The sequence below is a fragment of the Colwellia sp. BRX9-1 genome (assembly GCF_014077195.1).
In the GTDB taxonomy this organism is placed as follows: Bacteria; Pseudomonadota; Gammaproteobacteria; order Enterobacterales; family Alteromonadaceae; genus Colwellia_A.
The window spans coordinates 88,549-104,100 of the sequence record NZ_JACGVM010000001.1 but is presented as its reverse complement, the minus strand read 5'-3'; the positions used below and the strand labels follow the sequence as shown (position 1 = coordinate 104,100).

Sequence of the window (15,552 nt, the reverse complement as noted above, 5' to 3'; positions counted from 1 at the left end):
CATGGCGAAACTTGTCACCATAGGTAAAGCCTCTAACTTAACAGGGGTATCGGCCAAAATGATCCGATACTATGAAGAAATTGGCGTATTAAAAAAAACGAGTCGCACAGATGCAGGTTATCGACTTTATAACCAAGCACACATACAACAATTGGGATTCATTCGTCGTTCGAGAAACTTAGGTTTTTCCATGATTGAGATTCAGTCACTGCTCAAGTTCTGGCTCGATACTGATAGAGAAAGTCGACACGTGAAGCAACTAGCGTTGAGTCATTTACAGGAGATAAATGAAAAAATATTGGAGCTAGAGCAAATGAGAGCAATATTACAAAAACTAGCTGATCAATGTGATGGTGACGATAACCCTGACTGCCCTATTTTAGAAGGTTTAGCTCAACTTTCATCTGAATAACGAAGGATAATTGTTTTTTGTTATACTAACATCACTTGTCTATGTTGATTGTCATGCATTATCTGCACAATTAATCTTAAATACTGAGGTGTGCTTATTAACTTATCTATTAATCAATCTTCCTCTACGCTCAATGTAATTGAGCGTCAAAACAAATCACGTGAAGAAAATGATGAAAAGGTATACTCATTAATCAACGAATATAAGACAACAAGTTTATGATGGCGTTTAGCCTTGTAAGCTTTTTTTTAGCCTAAAAATATCTATTTATTTTCAATTCACATACAATAATAAAACTGATAAACCACAACAGACCACTATAACTTTAAATGTTTACTCAAAGTCAATTCACTCCAGCTTGGTGGCTACACAATCCTCATTGCCAAACTATTATTGCAAAATTTTTAAGATCTAGAAAACAGCTAGAAACTTGCAATGAAACAGTGGAGTTACCTGATGGCGACTTTATTGATTTAGCATGGACCGATAAACCTAAACCTAATGAAACTCGTCCTTTAGTGGTTGTTCTTCATGGTTTAGAAGGTTCAGTTAACAGTCATTATGCTAAAGGAATGTTATCGGCTATTAAAGATAAACAGTGGATCGGAGTGCTAATGCATTTTAGGGGCTGTAGTGGACGAGTCAATAGAAAAGCACGTTCGTATCATAGTGGCGATACTGATGATATTAGTTATTTAACGCAATTTTTAAAGAAAAAATATCCACAGCTTCCAATGACAATTATTGGCTTTTCTTTAGGGGGTAATGTACTAGCGCGTTATTTAGCAAAAGAACCTAATAATCCTTATCAAGCCGCTGCAATCATTTGTGCCCCTTTACATTTGGCCAGTTGTAGCAAGCGGATTAACAAAGGCTTTTCGCGTATATATCAGAAATATCTAGTGGGCATGCTCAAAGACAGTATTAAGGATAAAATGGACAGTAATCTACTCTCTGCTCCGCTATCGCAAAGACTGGCCCATAAGCTCGATGAAATTAAGACCATTTGGCAATTCGATCAACTGGTGACAGCCCCTATTAACGGTTTTGAGAGCGCTGAAGATTATTATCATCAGGCGAGTGGACGTTTTATTTTGGATAAAATTAAACAACCCTGCTTAATTATTCATTCAAATGACGACCCTTTCTTATGTGATGAAAATACCCGTGATATTAGCAGTATTCCCAGTAACATATGTTTTGAGGTCAGTAAAAAAGGGGGGCATGTTGGCTTTATCAATGGTAATAATCCCTTAAGACCAAAGTTTTGGCTAGAACATCGTGTTCCAAATTTTTTAGAGAGCTACCTATGATAATCCCCTACAAAGATCTACAACCCGATACGTTAACAGGTATTATTCGAGAGTTTGTTTTACGTGAAGGTACCGAATATGGTGCGGACGATGTGTCTTTGTCCGAAAAAGTGGCGCAAGTAAAAATACAACTTGCTGATGGTAGTGCGTTTTTAGTTTATTCAGAGCTTCATGATACGGTAAATATTTTACCCATTGATCAGTTTGAACAACAACAAAACGAACAAGAACAAACGCAATAGTTATTTTATAACAACGAACACCCTATGGATGTTCGTTTCTCATTTGCTATTGAGTGAAAGCTAATACAAAACTTACCGGCACGGCATAAGCAATGCTTGGTAGATTTGCTAATGATTTTAATTTATTAATGCCTGCCACTAAAGCAAAGTCTTCGGCCTTAATGATAGCCGGCTTTAAGGTGCTCACTAACATATGATTTGCTGATAGCTTAGCCACCATAACATTCAATGTAAGTTCTTGCTGGTGACCATGTAAATTCAGGCTACCCGTAAGTGACATTTTCTGACTTGAACCGATAGTTATCGCATCAATATCTACACGATTAAGTTGCGCACTAAAGCTCGCTTGTGCAAAAGTTGCTGTTTCAAAGAGAAACTCCGCCATTCTTTGATCACGTATCGCAATATTGGTGTCAACACTGCTTAGGTCAATGGTCACATTTGCCAGGCCGCTATTGTTGATAACACCCGTAAATTCTTTAAAGCTATGACTTTCAGCCACAGTGCCTTTTTTAATCGACACAAAAGTTAACGATGAATTTTTAGAGTCCAACTGCCAAGCACTATAGGCTGGTGCCGTAAGCAGGAGTGAAAGGCTTAAAATAAAAGTAGATATAATACGCATAATAGGTCCTTTGAAAATAAAATAAAAATTAAGAGCGTCGCGCTCGATGAGGGGTCACAATACTTTGCCACGGAATATTACTCGCACCTAAAGTCATAAAGTCAGGATTCATTAATCCTTCCCGTTGATTATAAGTTAACGGTAAAAACTCACTATCAATTATTGAGCCTCCCGCTTGTTCGATAATACAATGGCTCGCTCCTGTATCCCACTCACCTGTAGGACCAATACGTAAGTAACAATCTGCACCACCTTCAGCAATTAGACAGTTTTTCAGTGAGCAACTGCCTAATGCCACATATTCAAAAGCAAAGTTTTCGTTGTTAAGGTATTGCCCCATTAGGCTGAGCTCTTGTCGACGGCTTACCGCCACTTTGATTTTTCGTTTGCCATCATATTTAGCGACATGAATTTGCTGGCTACCGGTATGGCTTTCTTTAAAAGCGCCAAGCTTATTTTGTCCATAGTAGGTGAGTTGGTGATCTGGTGCGTGAATAACACCAATACTTGGCCAGCCATTTTCCACCAAAGCGACATTAACAGCAAAATCGCCACTGCCTTTAATAAACTCACCTGTCCCATCAATAGGGTCGAGTAGCCAATATCGTGACCAATTTTTTCTTTGATTAAGCGCTAATGCACCAACTTCTTCAGAAATAATAGGAATGCCAGGTGCCAAGCGTGACAGCTCTTGCATCAATACATCGTTAGCCGCATAGTCAGCACTAGTAACGGGGCTATTATCTTCTTTAATTTCTGACGTGTAATTGCCCGACTTGTAATGCTTAGTAACTTCTAGGCCTGCTTTTTTTGCACTTTCTATCGCGATGGCGAGTAACGTTTCATTGTTCATTAATCTTCACTTACTTTTTCTTTTGAGTGTTATTTTAAAATATTCTTAACTAAATCTTTTACCAGCATTAGAGCAGCTATGCTTCTTGCTTCATTAAAGTCAGGTTGGGCAAGTAATGATTGATAGTCGGCAAGTTTCCATGAGACAACTTCTAACTCTTCAGGTTCATCACCGGGGAGTTTTTCTGCATATAAACTTTCAGCAAGAAATATTTCCATTGAGGCAGAGAAAAAAGCCGGTGCTGTTGCGACTCGATGCACATGGGTGAATTTATTCGCCCCATAGCCGACTTCTTCTTTTAACTCACGATTAGCAGCATGCTCTGCACTTTCGCCTTCATCAATAAGTCCTTTCGGGAAGCCAAGCTCATATGTATGGGTGCCAGCACAATACTCGCGTACTAATAAAAACGTTTCATCGTCTAACATAGGTACAATTAATACAGCGCCTCGACCGTAGCCTTGCATGCGTTCATATTCTCGCTCTACGCCGTTACTGAAGGTGAGATCTACTTGTTCTATAGCAAACAAGCGACTCTTGGCAACTTGCTTACGTTGAGTGACTTTGGGAAGTGTTAAACTATTGCTCATGGTAGCTAAACCTAAGAGTAAAATATTAATAATATAGTTTTAGAATAGCACGTTAACTTTAGATATAATTAATAATTAATCGCTCTTAGGAAAAAAAATATGCTTAATTGGTCAAAAATTTCTACCGTACTTTTAGATATGGATGGAACGATTTTAGATTTACATTTTGACAACCATTTCTGGCTCCATCATTTACCACTACGTTACAGTGAGCATGCAAAGATTTCACTTGAGCAAGCAAAAGAAAACTTAGCAAGCCACTATGAAAGAGTTGCTGGGACCATTGACTGGTACTGTTTAGACTACTGGGCTGAACAAACCCAATTACCGATTCAAGCATTAAAACGTGAAGTACAACACTTAATTAGCTTACGCCATGATGCTCATGATTTTATGGTGGCACTACGAGAGAGTGGACGAGAAATAATACTGGTTACTAATGCTCACCCAGATAGCTTGTTGCTTAAGATTGAACGCACGCAACTCGATAAATATTTTGATGTTTTATATTCTACGCATGAATTTGGTGTTACCAAAGAATCACAATTATTATGGCAACGTCTTCAAGAGAAACAAGGTTTTAGCCTAGAGAACACCTTGTTTGTTGATGATAGTATCAATATTTTAGCATCGGCTCAACGCTATGGTTTTGAACATTTATTAGCGGTTGAAAACCCAGATAGTCAGAAAACACCACATATTGTTAACGATTACCCATCTACATCAGACTTTAGAACATTAATTGATGAAATAAAGAAATATCCCATTAAGTAATGGCTATTATTCATCCTGACGTAAAGCCAGGATGAAATAGGTTTAGCCTAAGTAACGATTAATCACCGTATTAAATGGCTTAAAAATTCAATCGATAGCGCCCTTGGTTATCAGCTTTGCCAATAAAGGACAGCAGTGGCTTTAATTTTTCAGGGAAGTTCGCACCTGGCTTTAAATAACCATTTCCAGAAGCTCTATTGGTATTATGCAGATAAGCGGTAAACGTGAGTCCAAGATCGTTTTCAGGGGCAATGATAAACGCAAGCGCCCCTTTTTCACAAGCCAACTCAGCAGATAACGTACCTAAATTTGCTTTTTCTGATAATGCGGTGATAGCTGCCTTGTTCCATTTTATTAAGCCCTTCATTTGCTGACATACAGGCTTGCCGAGTATAAATTCATCAACACTGAGTTCAATAAGGTTGTGGGCTTGCATCGGGATAGCTAGATTAAGCTTTTCCGTAATTTGTTGTGCAGCTACTGTGATATCAACATTTGTAATTTTTATCTGCTTAAGCAATTGGCTTGCTGTCAACCTACCTTCTGGTCCACTGACTAAGGCACCGCCAAAAGTTAACTTAATTGTCGGGTCAAGCATCAATAATGAGAGGAAACTTAACTCACTACTGACATTGTTAATGTCGACATTATCAATGCGGACTTGTTTTGCATAACTTTGCCACACTGTGCCAGAAAGTTGAGATACTTGGCTGTTTTTTGGTAAATTAATAAAGCTAGCCACCCAAGCTGCAGGCATAGTTGCAATTAAAAAAATCAAATATAAACTAAAGAACATTGCTCCGTAAGCAAACCACTTTTTCATTAACCTTTTCCTAATTGTAAGCGACGAACTCTAACAACGCCGTTGCGATCGGCTTTACTTAAATCAATACTTTTCACTAATAAACCTTCATTATTGGCTAAAAATTCAAGCCAACTAAGTAACTGTGTAAAGGGGACTTCATCAATCCATACTTGTAAGTCTTCACCTTGAGGTTGCAAGCGAGCTATCGAAATATTATTACGACCGGCACTGCTGTTAACAATACTAGAAAGGCTGGCATTGCTGGCTGATGATGCCACTCTTTTTTGTGACTGTTGATAGCGCAGGGTATTTTCTTGCACCCAGGTATAAAGCGCTTGTTGGCGCATGATTTTTTGTTGAGCTTTATCAGTATTAGTAACCAATGGTTGCCACACTGCGCTGTAAAATAAAAACAGCACTACAACAAAGCTCATCATAGCAACGAGTCGTTGCTCAGAGCTTTTTAATTGTTGCCACCACGTTTTCATTATCGCCCCTTACTTGTGTTTGTTGATTGCTGATTATCATCATTACTGGTTATGCTAAATGAGCCAGAAATTTGATCACCTTGATTATTTTGCGCGCCCATAGATACCGTCAAATTACTCTCTTCAAGAGCGATTTTTAACTTATCAAAATACTGATAATCACTGGCAATTGCCTGCATACGAATCTCGTTGCGCTTACCATCAAACTTCAACGTTTGGGGTTTTATTTCAGGCACTAAAGCTAACGCTGGTTGCACTTGAGTTAAGATAGCTAAAAAGCCACTTTCTCCACTAGCCCCGCCTACTTCTTTGAGTTTCTGCTTAAGTTGGGAGCGAATAGTTGAGACTCGGACTCGCTTAGTTTTTGGAAAAGCCTTTTTATAGGTACTAATGATTTGCTGTTCAATTTCAGCCTGTTGACTATGAAGCTGTATTAATTCGGCACCTTTAATACCGACATTAAGCAATAAAGCGAACATGGCAATACCTGCGGCCAAAAACCAACTTTTTAGCACGGGTGAGCGCTGTTCTTTAACTTTGAAGTCACCCTGTAGTAAATTGAACTTACCCGCTTTTTCATGATTATATGTAGCGGCTAATAACGCCAAAGGCAGCTCTTCCGGCATCGCATTGATGGTCAGTTTAGCGATCGTTTCAGGTAATATTGAATAAGCATTTAATGAGAAACTGTTGGGTACGTCATTATTGCTATCATTGTCCGCTACTGATTTTTGCTCATTGCTAATTTTCTCTACTGTTTGAGTACCACTAAGTGACTGACTAATTAACGGCCAAGTGTTGCTGTCTATGGTGATCCCTTGCCATGGTCCTTGGCGTATCAGTATTTGCTCACCTAATACAATTGCACTACCAACATTGACTTCATTAGTCAGTGGCATTGCAAGTACATCAGGGATGATTTTTTTACAGGTAATATCTGCACTTTTTAACCACCCTTGCCATAATGCCAACTGAGCAGATTCGATAATTGCAACAAAGCAATTGTGCGTACTACCGACAATTTTGATATCACTATAAGCGAAAAATAACTCTTCAACATCTTGTGCTAATTCATCTTCAAGCATATACGGCACAGCTAAGCGCATCGCTTTTGAAGATTTACTGGGTACCGTTAAACTTTTCAAACTGATATCACTGGCTGGCACAAACGTAATGACTTCACGTTGTTTGGCTTTCTCAGCTAATTGCTCTAACGCATTGGCATTGGGGAGTTCACCACTGGCAATGATGCCTTCTTGATCGTCACTAAATATTACCCAGTGCACTACGTCTTTTGCGTTAGTACCTAATCGGATATATAACTTTTCGGTCATTACTCTCGTCCTATGGTACGACTCACTACGGAGATATTATTATTGCTTTCAACTTTCATTAAAGTGCTCAACGCGAAGTAGCTGTCATTAAAACTAGCGATACTTTTTAGTTTAAAATAATGGCTAACAACATCGAACTGCTCTTTTTGATCATTGGTTATTTTTGTATGTTTTGATATATCGGCTAAATTAAAAAACTCATCTCGTGTTTTAAAACCAGCACCCTCTCGGCTAGCCAAGGCATTTTCTGCATCCGCTAAAGGAATACCTAAAAAAGCCTCCAACAATTCAGGTTGGTCGCTTCTTATGGTGTTTATATTCATTTTATGAAGATTATTATTAGGTATTACGCAAGCATACTCTTTTAATTTATTAATAACCGGCACAGTAAAGTGTTCAATTAAGCGTAGTTCGGTAATACTGGCCAAATAATAATTAGCGGGTAAATAAGGAAACTCTTTTGCAGAGTAATCATTATCTTCAGCACCACCAGCACTAGCTATAGCGCTGTTTTGATCAAGCCAGTCAACCAATGCATCGGTCATGTATTCAGCATCAAACTGACTAACACCTTCAACATTAAGCGACATAATTAATTTTTGGAAAGCGTCTTCTATTGGACGCCTTTGAGTGCCCGTAGGAGTAGCATTATCATCAGGCCTTAAAGCATTTAAATTAAAACAGGCTTGCATATCAAAAATTTCGCCGGTAATTTGTCCAAAGTCAACAGGATAACTTGTTTCGCCTTGAGCCCAAATTTGTTCTAAATGCGTTACGTCTTTTTCATCTTTAAAAACATTGATTAATATTCTTTTTGCAAACGCTTCTGCGCCCATCGCATACCAATAAGCCTGCTGATTTAGCGTAACATTATTAGTACGTTGCATCTGCAACTGCAAGCGCGCAGTCATCTGTGTGGCTAATACGGCAGCTAACGCGACGATAAGCAAAACAGTAATTAACGCCACACCGGTCACTTTTTTAGCGGTCGACTTACTCATATCAGAACGGCACTGAGAGTTCTTCATTAGACCTCCCATAACGAACAGCACAATACGTGGGCTTTAAATTTAGACATCATCACCCGCCACTAAAAATTCTCGTCTTATAAGCCCATAATCTTTAGTTATTAGCTCAACAGCAATTGCTCGAGGTAAACTTTTATTTATAATTTGTTTTTGCCATTTTTTGTCATAAAAAAACTCAAAATTTAGCGCTTCAATCTCGGTGATTAACTTTCTTCTTTTAGGCTCTTGCCCTTGGATAGCGTCAACAAAATTAAAATGAAGTCGCTCAAAGGTTCCCTCATTTAATTGATAAGCGACTGATTGCATATTGCTACGCGGTAATAGTAGACCTGGATTTGTCCATCCGTTGCGAACAAAAGCTAAGGTACTTTCGCCATTTGAAAAACTATTGCTGTCAGTATATAAAAAATCTTGCTGGGGAGCTTCGCCATTTAATCGAATACTGCGTTTAGCAATTTGCAGTAAATCACGCTCGATAAGTAAAAAGCCTCGCTGTAATTCATTAACGCGTTCGGTACGAATTTTAGATGACTCATTACCTTTTAATACCGTATTAAAAATAGTGAAACTACTCATGCTGATCATTGAAAAAATAGCGATAGCTATTAAAACTTCTAACAAGGTAAAGCCATTATTCGTTGGCTTATTCAAGCAAATCTTCACTACGGCTGGCTCTTTGAGATATAGGTAACCATACTAGTGATCGCTAACTTTTCATCTTCTTTATTACGAATTTCAATCGTTATAGCACGCATATTCTTATTTTCTGTTTTAAGCACTTTTTGTAGCCAAAACCATTCTTGGCCAGCCATTTCTACGGTGCCTTTTTTATTGTTTTTTGGTGGCCATGTTGGATCTAATGTCATCGCAACTAATTGATTTGAGGCCACCCAATTGGCTAATACTTTATTTTCTAAATGACTTAAATTCTTAAAGTTATTGTCTGCTGCACTTAACAACGCAATACCCGCGATTGAAAAAATAGCCATCGCTAACATGACTTCAATTAAAGTGAAGCCTAATGAAGCCGTTTTAATGACCCGTTTCACCTTATTCATCATCAAAGAGTGGCCCTTCAACGGTTATCGGTGTGGTGTATAAACCGGTCGCCTTAAAATAAAGCTTTGCTTCAGTGTAATTATTTTTAACAAATTGAAAACGCAGACTAAACGGTGTTATTTCACCGCCTGAGAGTATGTAAATTTGGGGAATAAGTATTTTTTTTTCTATATTATTACCGTCATCATCTTTACCTACGTCTTCATCTAAGTCGTTCTCTTTATTAGCCGCTTGCAACTCATTAAATACTTCAGTATCAAATAATTGTGGTTCTTCAATTGGCAAGTCATCAAGTTGTAAAATCAACTCAACACCTTCAGGTAATTTATAGCGACTGAATAATTCATTATCAGAGATATCCGACCACGTTATGCCGTCGTACCCTAAAAACTGATAACCTTTTTTGCCAATAACTAAGCCTAATTCAATATTATTTAGCATGCCATATTCAGCAGCAATATTAAAAACGCCAGCAAAACGTTTACTCGAGAGTTCAAGTGTTTCTTCGGCTTTATCACCTGAAGCACTAAACTGAACGACCGAAACCATTAAACCCACCAGCACAATAACCAACATCACTTCAATTAAAGTGAAACCGTTAACTACTGTGCTGTTTTTGGAATAATGGTTCATATTAAGAGTTCACCAAAACTACTGGTAGTCGCCAAGGTTCCAGTTGCCAATATCGTCTTCTGTACCAGGTTCACCGTCGGGTCCCATGGTAAAAATATCAATATCACCATTTTCGCCGGGATTTAATAGTTGATAGGCGTTGCCCCAAGGATCGTCAGGTAAACGTTTAACATAACCCCCGTTCGGAAAACGACGCGGTAAAGGTTCAACGTCAGTTTCTTCAACTAAAGCTTCTAAGCCTTGTTCAGTCGTTGGGTAGTTATAGTTATCCATTTTGTACATACTTAACGACGTTTCTAATGCATTAATATCTTGTACTGATTTTTGAAGTTTTGCGGTATCCATATTGCCCATCAAGTTTTGAACAACAACACTGCCTAACAAACCTAAAATAACAATAACAACCATCACTTCCAATAAAGTAAAGCCACGTTGTTTATTTTTCACTTTCATTGGTTGAATTTTTTTGTGCACATTAACCTCCTACTAAGGTATTTAACTGAAGAATTGGCTGTAAAATAGCCATAACTATAAAAAGAACGATACCTGCCATAGCGATCATCAAGGCGGGCTCAAAAGCTTTTAGCGATATATTCATCAACGCTTCAAACTCCCTGTCTTGGTTGTCTGCTGATCGACCAAGCATATGTTCTAACTTGCCACTTTTTTCACCACTAGCAATCATATGAAGCATCATCGGTGGAAATAATTTCGTTTGCTCTAAAGAAACTCGTAAACTCGCGCCTTCGCGCACTTTATCGGCCGACTCTTTAACGCATTGCTTAATGTATAAATTTTCTAAAACTTCACCTGATATTTTCATGCTTTCCAGCAAAGGAACAGCACTGGCGGTTAAGATACTTAAGGTACGAGCAAACCGAGCCGTATTAATACCACGAATAATTTTGCCCAGCCCTGGAAAACTAATCACCTTGCGATGAAAAGCAAACTTGAAGCTGGCCTTTTTCATTAAATGATTAAAGCCACCAATCAGTAAGGCAATCAAAATAAGGATATACAAACCATTATCTCTTAAAAAATCACTGGTACTAATTAAAAACTGAGTCGTTGCAGGTAAGTTTGCGCCCATGTGATCAAACTGGCCAACAATTTTAGGGACTACCGCCGTTAACAGTATTGCGATAACGCCTATGGCTACGACCGTCATAATAACGGGATAAATAAGCGCTTGAATGATTTGTGAACGTAAGTGTTCCCGTTGCTCGGTGTAATCGGCTAAGCGGTTTAAAACCGTATCTAAGAAACCGGATTTTTCACCTGCGGCAACCATTGCTCGGTATAAGTGACTAAAGACATGCGGAAACTCGGCCATACTCTCCGCTAAACCATAACCTTCGGTTACTTTTGTTCGCACCGCCATGATCATACTTTTCATGCTGTTTTTTTCACATTGTTCGCCAACGGCAAGCAAAGATTCTTCAATCGGTAAACCCGACTCGACTAATGTGGCCAACTGACGTGTGATTAAAGCAAGTTCAGCAACAGATACTTTTGTTCGTCCGCCAAACCGTGATTTATTCGCGGCTTGCTTAGTTTTTTGTAAGCTTGGCGTTACTTCAGTAGGCATTAAGCCTTTGTCACGTAATAAGCCACGCGCTTGTCTGGGTGTATCACCTTCGATAACACCCTTTACCGTTTTACCACGGCTATTTACTGCTTGATAATCAAAAGCTGCCATAATAAAACTCTAGTTAATCTTCTTTGGTAACACGCAAAACTTCTTCGAGTGTCGTTTGTCCGGTCAACACTTTATCAAAGCCGTCACGGCGTATGCTTGGCGTATTTTGGCGAATAAACTTTTCAATAGCCTGCTCACCTTTACCATTATGAATAAGCTCGCGTACTTTATCGTCGACAACAATAAGTTCATGAATACCCATACGGCCTTTGTAGCCCTTTTGGCTACATTCACTACAACCAACTGCGCGATAAATATGCTGGGTGTTGTCTTGAGGTAACTCAAGTAATTTTAGCTCTGGGCCATCAGGTAAATGGCTTTCTTTACAATGCGGGCACAATGTTCTCACGAGTCGTTGTGCTAAGACTCCCAAGAGACTCGATGAGAGTAAAAATGACTCTACGCCCATATCTTCCATACGAGTAATGGCACCAGCGGCACTGTTAGTATGCAATGTCGACATCACTAAGTGACCGGTTAAACTCGCTTGCACGCCAATTTGAGCGGTTTCTAAATCGCGTATTTCACCAACCATAACAACATCGGGATCTTGGCGAAGTATCGCCCGTAACCCGCGAGCAAAGGTCATATCAACTTTGGTATTAACTTGCGTTTGTCCAATACCTTCAATGGCGTACTCGATGGGATCTTCAACCGTTAAAACGTTACGCTCTTTCGAATCGATTTGGCTCAGTCCCGCATAAAGCGTGGTACTTTTACCCGATCCCGTAGGACCCGTAACTAAAATAATACCATGGGGTTTTTCGATGAGTTTTGAAAACTTTATTCGGTTGGCAAGTGTCATGCCTAAATCTTCTAAATCGAGACGAACCGAGTTCTTATCAAGTAAACGTAGTACCACACGCTCACCATGGCCCGTTGGCATTGTTGAAACACGTACATCAACAGCACGACCGGCAATGCGCAAAGAAATACGACCATCTTGTGGTATGCGTTTTTCAGCAATGTCAAGTTTTGCCATAACCTTGATACGAGAAACTAATAATGAAGCAAGTTTACGATTAGGCTTTAATACTTCACGTAAAACGCCATCAACACGAAAACGAATTTGTAGCGCTAATTCAAAAGTTTCAATATGAATATCAGAAGCATTTTCTTTTATTGCTTCACTCAACATCGCATTGATCAATTTGATGATTGGCGCATCATCTTCATTTTCTAGCAGATCTTCTGTTTCTGTCATCTCGTCAGCGAGAGAATACAAGTCAACTTCGTTGCCAATATCTTCCATCATCTGTTGAGCTTCTGAAGAGTCTCGTTGGTATGAAATAGTTAATAACTGTTCAAATTCATCTAACGAATGAAATTCAATAGCAAAGGGGCTTTTTAAGACCCTACGCACTTCTAATACTGCCGCACTTTTAACATTGGCTAAGCAATGTAAGGTGTATTGGTCGTTACTTTTACTAATGAGTACATGATGACGTTTGGCAAAATTAAAAGGCAAACGGCTGATCTGCACTTTTACTTCTTCTACCTCTTGACCATTACCTGCAACATTTAAAGTCACTACGCTGTCGATGTCTTCTCTCTTTTCAATATCAGCCATATTATTGGTCTTTTTGGTCTGAAGTTGATGAGTCATCACCCTCGCTTTTAACGACAGGCGGTAATAAGCTAGAGTCTTTAGACTGACTTTCTTTCATGTATTCATCGAATGAAGGAGGTAAGGTCAGTTGGTCATTCCATTCAGGTAACAATGGCATTTTTTCATCGCTCATTAATGACAAACCTTCTTCTTGCTTACGTATTTCAGTCGCACGAATATAGTTATACTTTTCTTTACTAATTTCATTCATCAACTTGCCATCACGAATAATCGTTGGGCGAATAAATACCATTAAATTACGTTTACGCGTTGAGGTTGTTGTTGATTTAAATAAGTGCCCAATAAAAGGTATGTCACCTAATAAAGGTACTTTTTGTTCACTTTCTTGAACGTCTTCATCAATCAAGCCACCCAGTACCACGGTTGCGCCAGAATCGGCCATCACTACCGTTTTAATTTCGCGTTTGTTGATAGAAATATCTACCCCCGTAGCGCCACTCACTGAAGAGACTTCTTGCTCTATGGTTAACTGCACACCACTGCCTTCATTCACTTGTGGGGTAACGGTTAGTTTTATACCAACTTCTTGGCGTTCAACGGTTTGAAATGGATTACCGTTATTGCTACCGGCAGTAGAGCCAGTAAGAATAGGAATTTCTTGTCCAACTAAAAAGTGCGCTTCTTCATTATCGAGTGTAGTGATACTTGGCGTAGCAAGGATATTGGAATTAGTGTCATTACTCACCGCTTGTATGATTGCGCCCCAGCCATTTTTCATAATACCAAACATACCACCGCTAACTGAACCGAGTAAGGTTGCGGCTAATGAATAGTCTCCTTTAATATCGTCTTGATTAGGGTTAATCGTTGTGGCACCATTTTCAGAAGTAACGGTAGAACCTTTAGTACCTGGTGTTGACTGAGCTGCCTCAGCAGCCGCTGCTACAGCACTTATAGGCGCAGGACCATTATTGAACTGGGTAAAACCACCATCTTCGCTGAACCATTGCACACCTAAACTAATACCGTCACTTTCAAAAACTTCGACGATTATCGCTTCAACAAGCACTTGCGCACGACGAACGTCTAATTTGCGGATGACTTCCTCAAGTGAACGTAACATGTCTTGCTGAGCGGTAATAACCAAGGTATTGGTGTCTTCATGAGCGTCAATGCTGACATTACGTTTTTTACTGCTTTGTTTACTCGTTTGTGCGCCAGCGTTTTCGGCTTCAATTGACTTACTGACCCCTTCAAGTACTTTGACTAAGTCTTCAGCTTTTGAGTATTTCAAATAGTAAACACGGGTATTACCATTGGTTTCTAATTCACTGTCTAAGCGGGAAATTAACTTAGCGACACGCGAACGGGCTTGAGATTCGCCGCTAACAATTACACTATTGGTGCGCTCATCAGCAACTATTTTAGGGATAAGGAAGGTTGGCGTACCAGATTTTCCTTGATCAGATTTATGCATGGCTTCAACAATACGCACCATTTCTGCCGCCGATGCATATTGCAGTTTAATAATTTGTACGTCTTGATCGCCAGCTTTGTCGACACGCTCAATAATATTGACTAAACGATTAACAACCGCAGCAGTGCCCGTTAGCATGATGACATTAGCGGGATCATAATTGACCACGTTACCGCCACCGGCTTGATCTGAAAGTTGACGAAGTAAAGGGGTTAATTCACGTACTGTGACATTTTTAACTTCAACAACTCGTGTCACCATTTCATCACCCACACCAGGGTTTTCGTTACCAACAACCGGTATTGATGAAGTTTTAGCGTCTTTATTACGAATAACTTTTACAACATTATTATCCATTTCAACAGCAGAAAAACCATAGACTTCAAGCACATTTAAGAACACTTGATAATATTGTTTTTCGGTAAGTTGATCTTGGGTACGTAATGTCACTTTACCTCGAACGTTAGGGTCAACGATCATGGTTTTTTTCAGGTTTTTACCGACTATATTAATGAATTCGTCAATTTCAGTACCTTTAAAGTTTGGCGAGTACTTAGCCGCATGTATATCAGCACTAAATAATAAAGTATTCATCATCACAACAGTTAAACCTGTTGCTAACAATCCTTTATACCAAGGGGCGCGAAGAG

Annotated in this window: 18 protein-coding genes; 4 read left to right on the top strand and 14 right to left on the bottom strand. The window is 39.2% G+C overall.

Annotated elements, in window-relative coordinates; all coding sequences use genetic code 11:
- Position 1: 1 nt before the first annotated feature.
- The 3 genes from cueR (at position 2) to H4J76_RS00510 (ending at position 1,967) form a co-directional block, all read left to right on the top strand.
- A complete protein-coding gene (gene cueR / locus H4J76_RS00520; RefSeq protein ID WP_182229920.1) occupies positions 2-412 on the top strand; it encodes a Cu(I)-responsive transcriptional regulator in 411 nt (136 codons plus the stop codon).
- A gap of 329 nt (positions 413-741) precedes the next feature.
- Entirely contained in the window at positions 742-1,725 is a 984-nt protein-coding gene (locus tag H4J76_RS00515; protein WP_182229919.1) for a hydrolase, read from the top strand.
- Positions 1,722-1,967 (top strand): YheU family protein, encoded by a 246-nt coding sequence (locus H4J76_RS00510; RefSeq protein WP_182214706.1) that lies wholly within the window; start codon positions 1,722-1,724, stop codon positions 1,965-1,967. Before H4J76_RS00515 ends, H4J76_RS00510 begins: the two co-directional genes overlap by 4 nt.
- 46 nt (positions 1,968-2,013) lie before the next feature.
- On the opposite strand, the gene H4J76_RS00505 is transcribed toward H4J76_RS00510, so the two are convergent.
- From H4J76_RS00505 to nudE, 3 genes are read right to left on the bottom strand one after another with little or no spacing between them, the layout of a single operon-like run.
- Complete coding sequence (locus H4J76_RS00505; protein ID WP_182214708.1) at positions 2,014-2,592, bottom strand: YceI family protein; 579 nt, start codon at positions 2,590-2,592, stop codon at positions 2,014-2,016.
- 28 nt (positions 2,593-2,620) lie between these two features.
- Positions 2,621-3,445: a 3'(2'),5'-bisphosphate nucleotidase CysQ gene (gene cysQ, locus H4J76_RS00500; RefSeq protein ID WP_182214710.1), complete on the bottom strand. Its 825-nt coding sequence runs from the start codon at positions 3,443-3,445 to the stop codon at positions 2,621-2,623.
- Positions 3,446-3,474: 29 nt separating this feature from the next.
- Complete coding sequence (gene nudE / locus H4J76_RS00495; protein ID WP_182214712.1) at positions 3,475-4,035, bottom strand: ADP compounds hydrolase NudE; 561 nt, start codon at positions 4,033-4,035, stop codon at positions 3,475-3,477.
- A 99-nt stretch (positions 4,036-4,134) separates the two neighbouring features.
- Here nudE and yrfG point away from each other — a divergent pair, with 99 nt between their 5' ends.
- Positions 4,135-4,809, top strand: coding sequence for a GMP/IMP nucleotidase (gene yrfG / locus H4J76_RS00490; protein ID WP_182176448.1), 675 nt, complete (start codon positions 4,135-4,137; stop codon positions 4,807-4,809).
- A 79-nt stretch (positions 4,810-4,888) separates the two neighbouring features.
- Here yrfG and H4J76_RS00485 read toward each other — a convergent pair whose 3' ends face one another.
- Genes H4J76_RS00485 through gspD form a run of 11 tightly spaced genes read right to left on the bottom strand, consistent with a single transcriptional unit; the run spans position 4,889 to position 15,499 of the window.
- Positions 4,889-5,632 (bottom strand): type II secretion system protein N, encoded by a 744-nt coding sequence (locus H4J76_RS00485; protein ID WP_182229918.1) that lies wholly within the window; start codon positions 5,630-5,632, stop codon positions 4,889-4,891.
- On the bottom strand, positions 5,632-6,102 hold the full coding sequence (gspM, locus tag H4J76_RS00480; RefSeq protein WP_182229917.1) for a type II secretion system protein GspM: 471 nt from the start codon (positions 6,100-6,102) through the stop codon (positions 5,632-5,634). Before gspM ends, H4J76_RS00485 begins: the two co-directional genes overlap by 1 nt.
- Positions 6,102-7,436: a type II secretion system protein GspL gene (gene gspL / locus H4J76_RS00475; RefSeq protein WP_182229916.1), complete on the bottom strand. Its 1,335-nt coding sequence runs from the start codon at positions 7,434-7,436 to the stop codon at positions 6,102-6,104. The genes gspM and gspL overlap by 1 nt, the downstream gene beginning before the upstream one ends.
- Positions 7,436-8,464, bottom strand: a complete 1,029-nt coding sequence (gspK, locus tag H4J76_RS00470; protein WP_182229915.1) for a type II secretion system minor pseudopilin GspK — start codon at positions 8,462-8,464, stop codon at positions 7,436-7,438. The genes gspL and gspK overlap by 1 nt, the downstream gene beginning before the upstream one ends.
- Positions 8,465-8,506: 42 nt before the next feature.
- Positions 8,507-9,115: a type II secretion system minor pseudopilin GspJ gene (gene gspJ, locus H4J76_RS00465; RefSeq protein ID WP_220465911.1), complete on the bottom strand. Its 609-nt coding sequence runs from the start codon at positions 9,113-9,115 to the stop codon at positions 8,507-8,509.
- An 11-nt stretch (positions 9,116-9,126) separates the two neighbouring features.
- Positions 9,127-9,525, bottom strand: a complete 399-nt coding sequence (gspI, locus tag H4J76_RS00460; RefSeq protein ID WP_083277946.1) for a type II secretion system minor pseudopilin GspI — start codon at positions 9,523-9,525, stop codon at positions 9,127-9,129.
- Positions 9,515-10,156 carry a type II secretion system minor pseudopilin GspH gene (gspH, locus tag H4J76_RS00455; protein WP_182229914.1) on the bottom strand — a complete coding sequence of 214 codons (642 nt, stop codon included), beginning with the start codon at positions 10,154-10,156 and terminating at the stop codon, positions 9,515-9,517. Before gspH ends, gspI begins: the two co-directional genes overlap by 11 nt.
- Positions 10,157-10,174: 18 nt before the next feature.
- Positions 10,175-10,609, bottom strand: coding sequence for a type II secretion system major pseudopilin GspG (gspG, locus tag H4J76_RS00450; RefSeq protein WP_182214818.1), 435 nt, complete (start codon positions 10,607-10,609; stop codon positions 10,175-10,177).
- A 22-nt stretch (positions 10,610-10,631) separates the two neighbouring features.
- Positions 10,632-11,855 (bottom strand): type II secretion system inner membrane protein GspF, encoded by a 1,224-nt coding sequence (gene gspF, locus H4J76_RS00445; protein ID WP_182214719.1) that lies wholly within the window; start codon positions 11,853-11,855, stop codon positions 10,632-10,634.
- A gap of 13 nt (positions 11,856-11,868) precedes the next feature.
- The gene (gene gspE / locus H4J76_RS00440; protein WP_182230060.1) at positions 11,869-13,425 is read right to left on the bottom strand and encodes a type II secretion system ATPase GspE; all 1,557 of its coding nucleotides are present in this window, start codon (positions 13,423-13,425) and stop codon (positions 11,869-11,871) included.
- Position 13,426: 1 nt separating this feature from the next.
- Positions 13,427-15,499, bottom strand: coding sequence for a type II secretion system secretin GspD (gene gspD, locus H4J76_RS00435; protein ID WP_259364609.1), 2,073 nt, complete (start codon positions 15,497-15,499; stop codon positions 13,427-13,429).
- Positions 15,500-15,552: the final 53 nt, after the last annotated feature.

What these genes read in the sequence shown, in the direction of transcription:
- cueR (WP_182229920.1), top strand. Translation starts at nt 2, where the DNA reads ATGGCGAAACTTGTCACCATAGGTAAAGCCTCTAACTTAACAGGGGTA.
- H4J76_RS00515 (WP_182229919.1), top strand. Translation starts at nt 742, where the DNA reads ATGTTTACTCAAAGTCAATTCACTCCAGCTTGGTGGCTACACAATCCT.
- H4J76_RS00510 (WP_182214706.1), top strand. Translation starts at nt 1,722, where the DNA reads ATGATAATCCCCTACAAAGATCTACAACCCGATACGTTAACAGGTATT.
- H4J76_RS00505 (WP_182214708.1), bottom strand. Translation starts at nt 2,592, where the DNA reads ATGCGTATTATATCTACTTTTATTTTAAGCCTTTCACTCCTGCTTACG.
- cysQ (WP_182214710.1), bottom strand. Translation starts at nt 3,445, where the DNA reads ATGAACAATGAAACGTTACTCGCCATCGCGATAGAAAGTGCAAAAAAA.
- nudE (WP_182214712.1), bottom strand. Translation starts at nt 4,035, where the DNA reads ATGAGCAATAGTTTAACACTTCCCAAAGTCACTCAACGTAAGCAAGTT.
- yrfG (WP_182176448.1), top strand. Translation starts at nt 4,135, where the DNA reads ATGCTTAATTGGTCAAAAATTTCTACCGTACTTTTAGATATGGATGGA.
- H4J76_RS00485 (WP_182229918.1), bottom strand. Translation starts at nt 5,632, where the DNA reads ATGAAAAAGTGGTTTGCTTACGGAGCAATGTTCTTTAGTTTATATTTG.
- gspM (WP_182229917.1), bottom strand. Translation starts at nt 6,102, where the DNA reads ATGAAAACGTGGTGGCAACAATTAAAAAGCTCTGAGCAACGACTCGTT.
- gspL (WP_182229916.1), bottom strand. Translation starts at nt 7,436, where the DNA reads ATGACCGAAAAGTTATATATCCGATTAGGTACTAACGCAAAAGACGTA.
- gspK (WP_182229915.1), bottom strand. Translation starts at nt 8,464, where the DNA reads ATGAAGAACTCTCAGTGCCGTTCTGATATGAGTAAGTCGACCGCTAAA.
- gspI (WP_083277946.1), bottom strand. Translation starts at nt 9,525, where the DNA reads ATGATGAATAAGGTGAAACGGGTCATTAAAACGGCTTCATTAGGCTTC.
- gspH (WP_182229914.1), bottom strand. Translation starts at nt 10,156, where the DNA reads ATGAACCATTATTCCAAAAACAGCACAGTAGTTAACGGTTTCACTTTA.
- gspG (WP_182214818.1), bottom strand. Translation starts at nt 10,609, where the DNA reads ATGAAAGTGAAAAATAAACAACGTGGCTTTACTTTATTGGAAGTGATG.
- gspF (WP_182214719.1), bottom strand. Translation starts at nt 11,855, where the DNA reads ATGGCAGCTTTTGATTATCAAGCAGTAAATAGCCGTGGTAAAACGGTA.
- gspE (WP_182230060.1), bottom strand. Translation starts at nt 13,425, where the DNA reads ATGGCTGATATTGAAAAGAGAGAAGACATCGACAGCGTAGTGACTTTA.
- gspD (WP_259364609.1), bottom strand. Translation starts at nt 15,499, where the DNA reads ATGATGAATACTTTATTATTTAGTGCTGATATACATGCGGCTAAGTAC.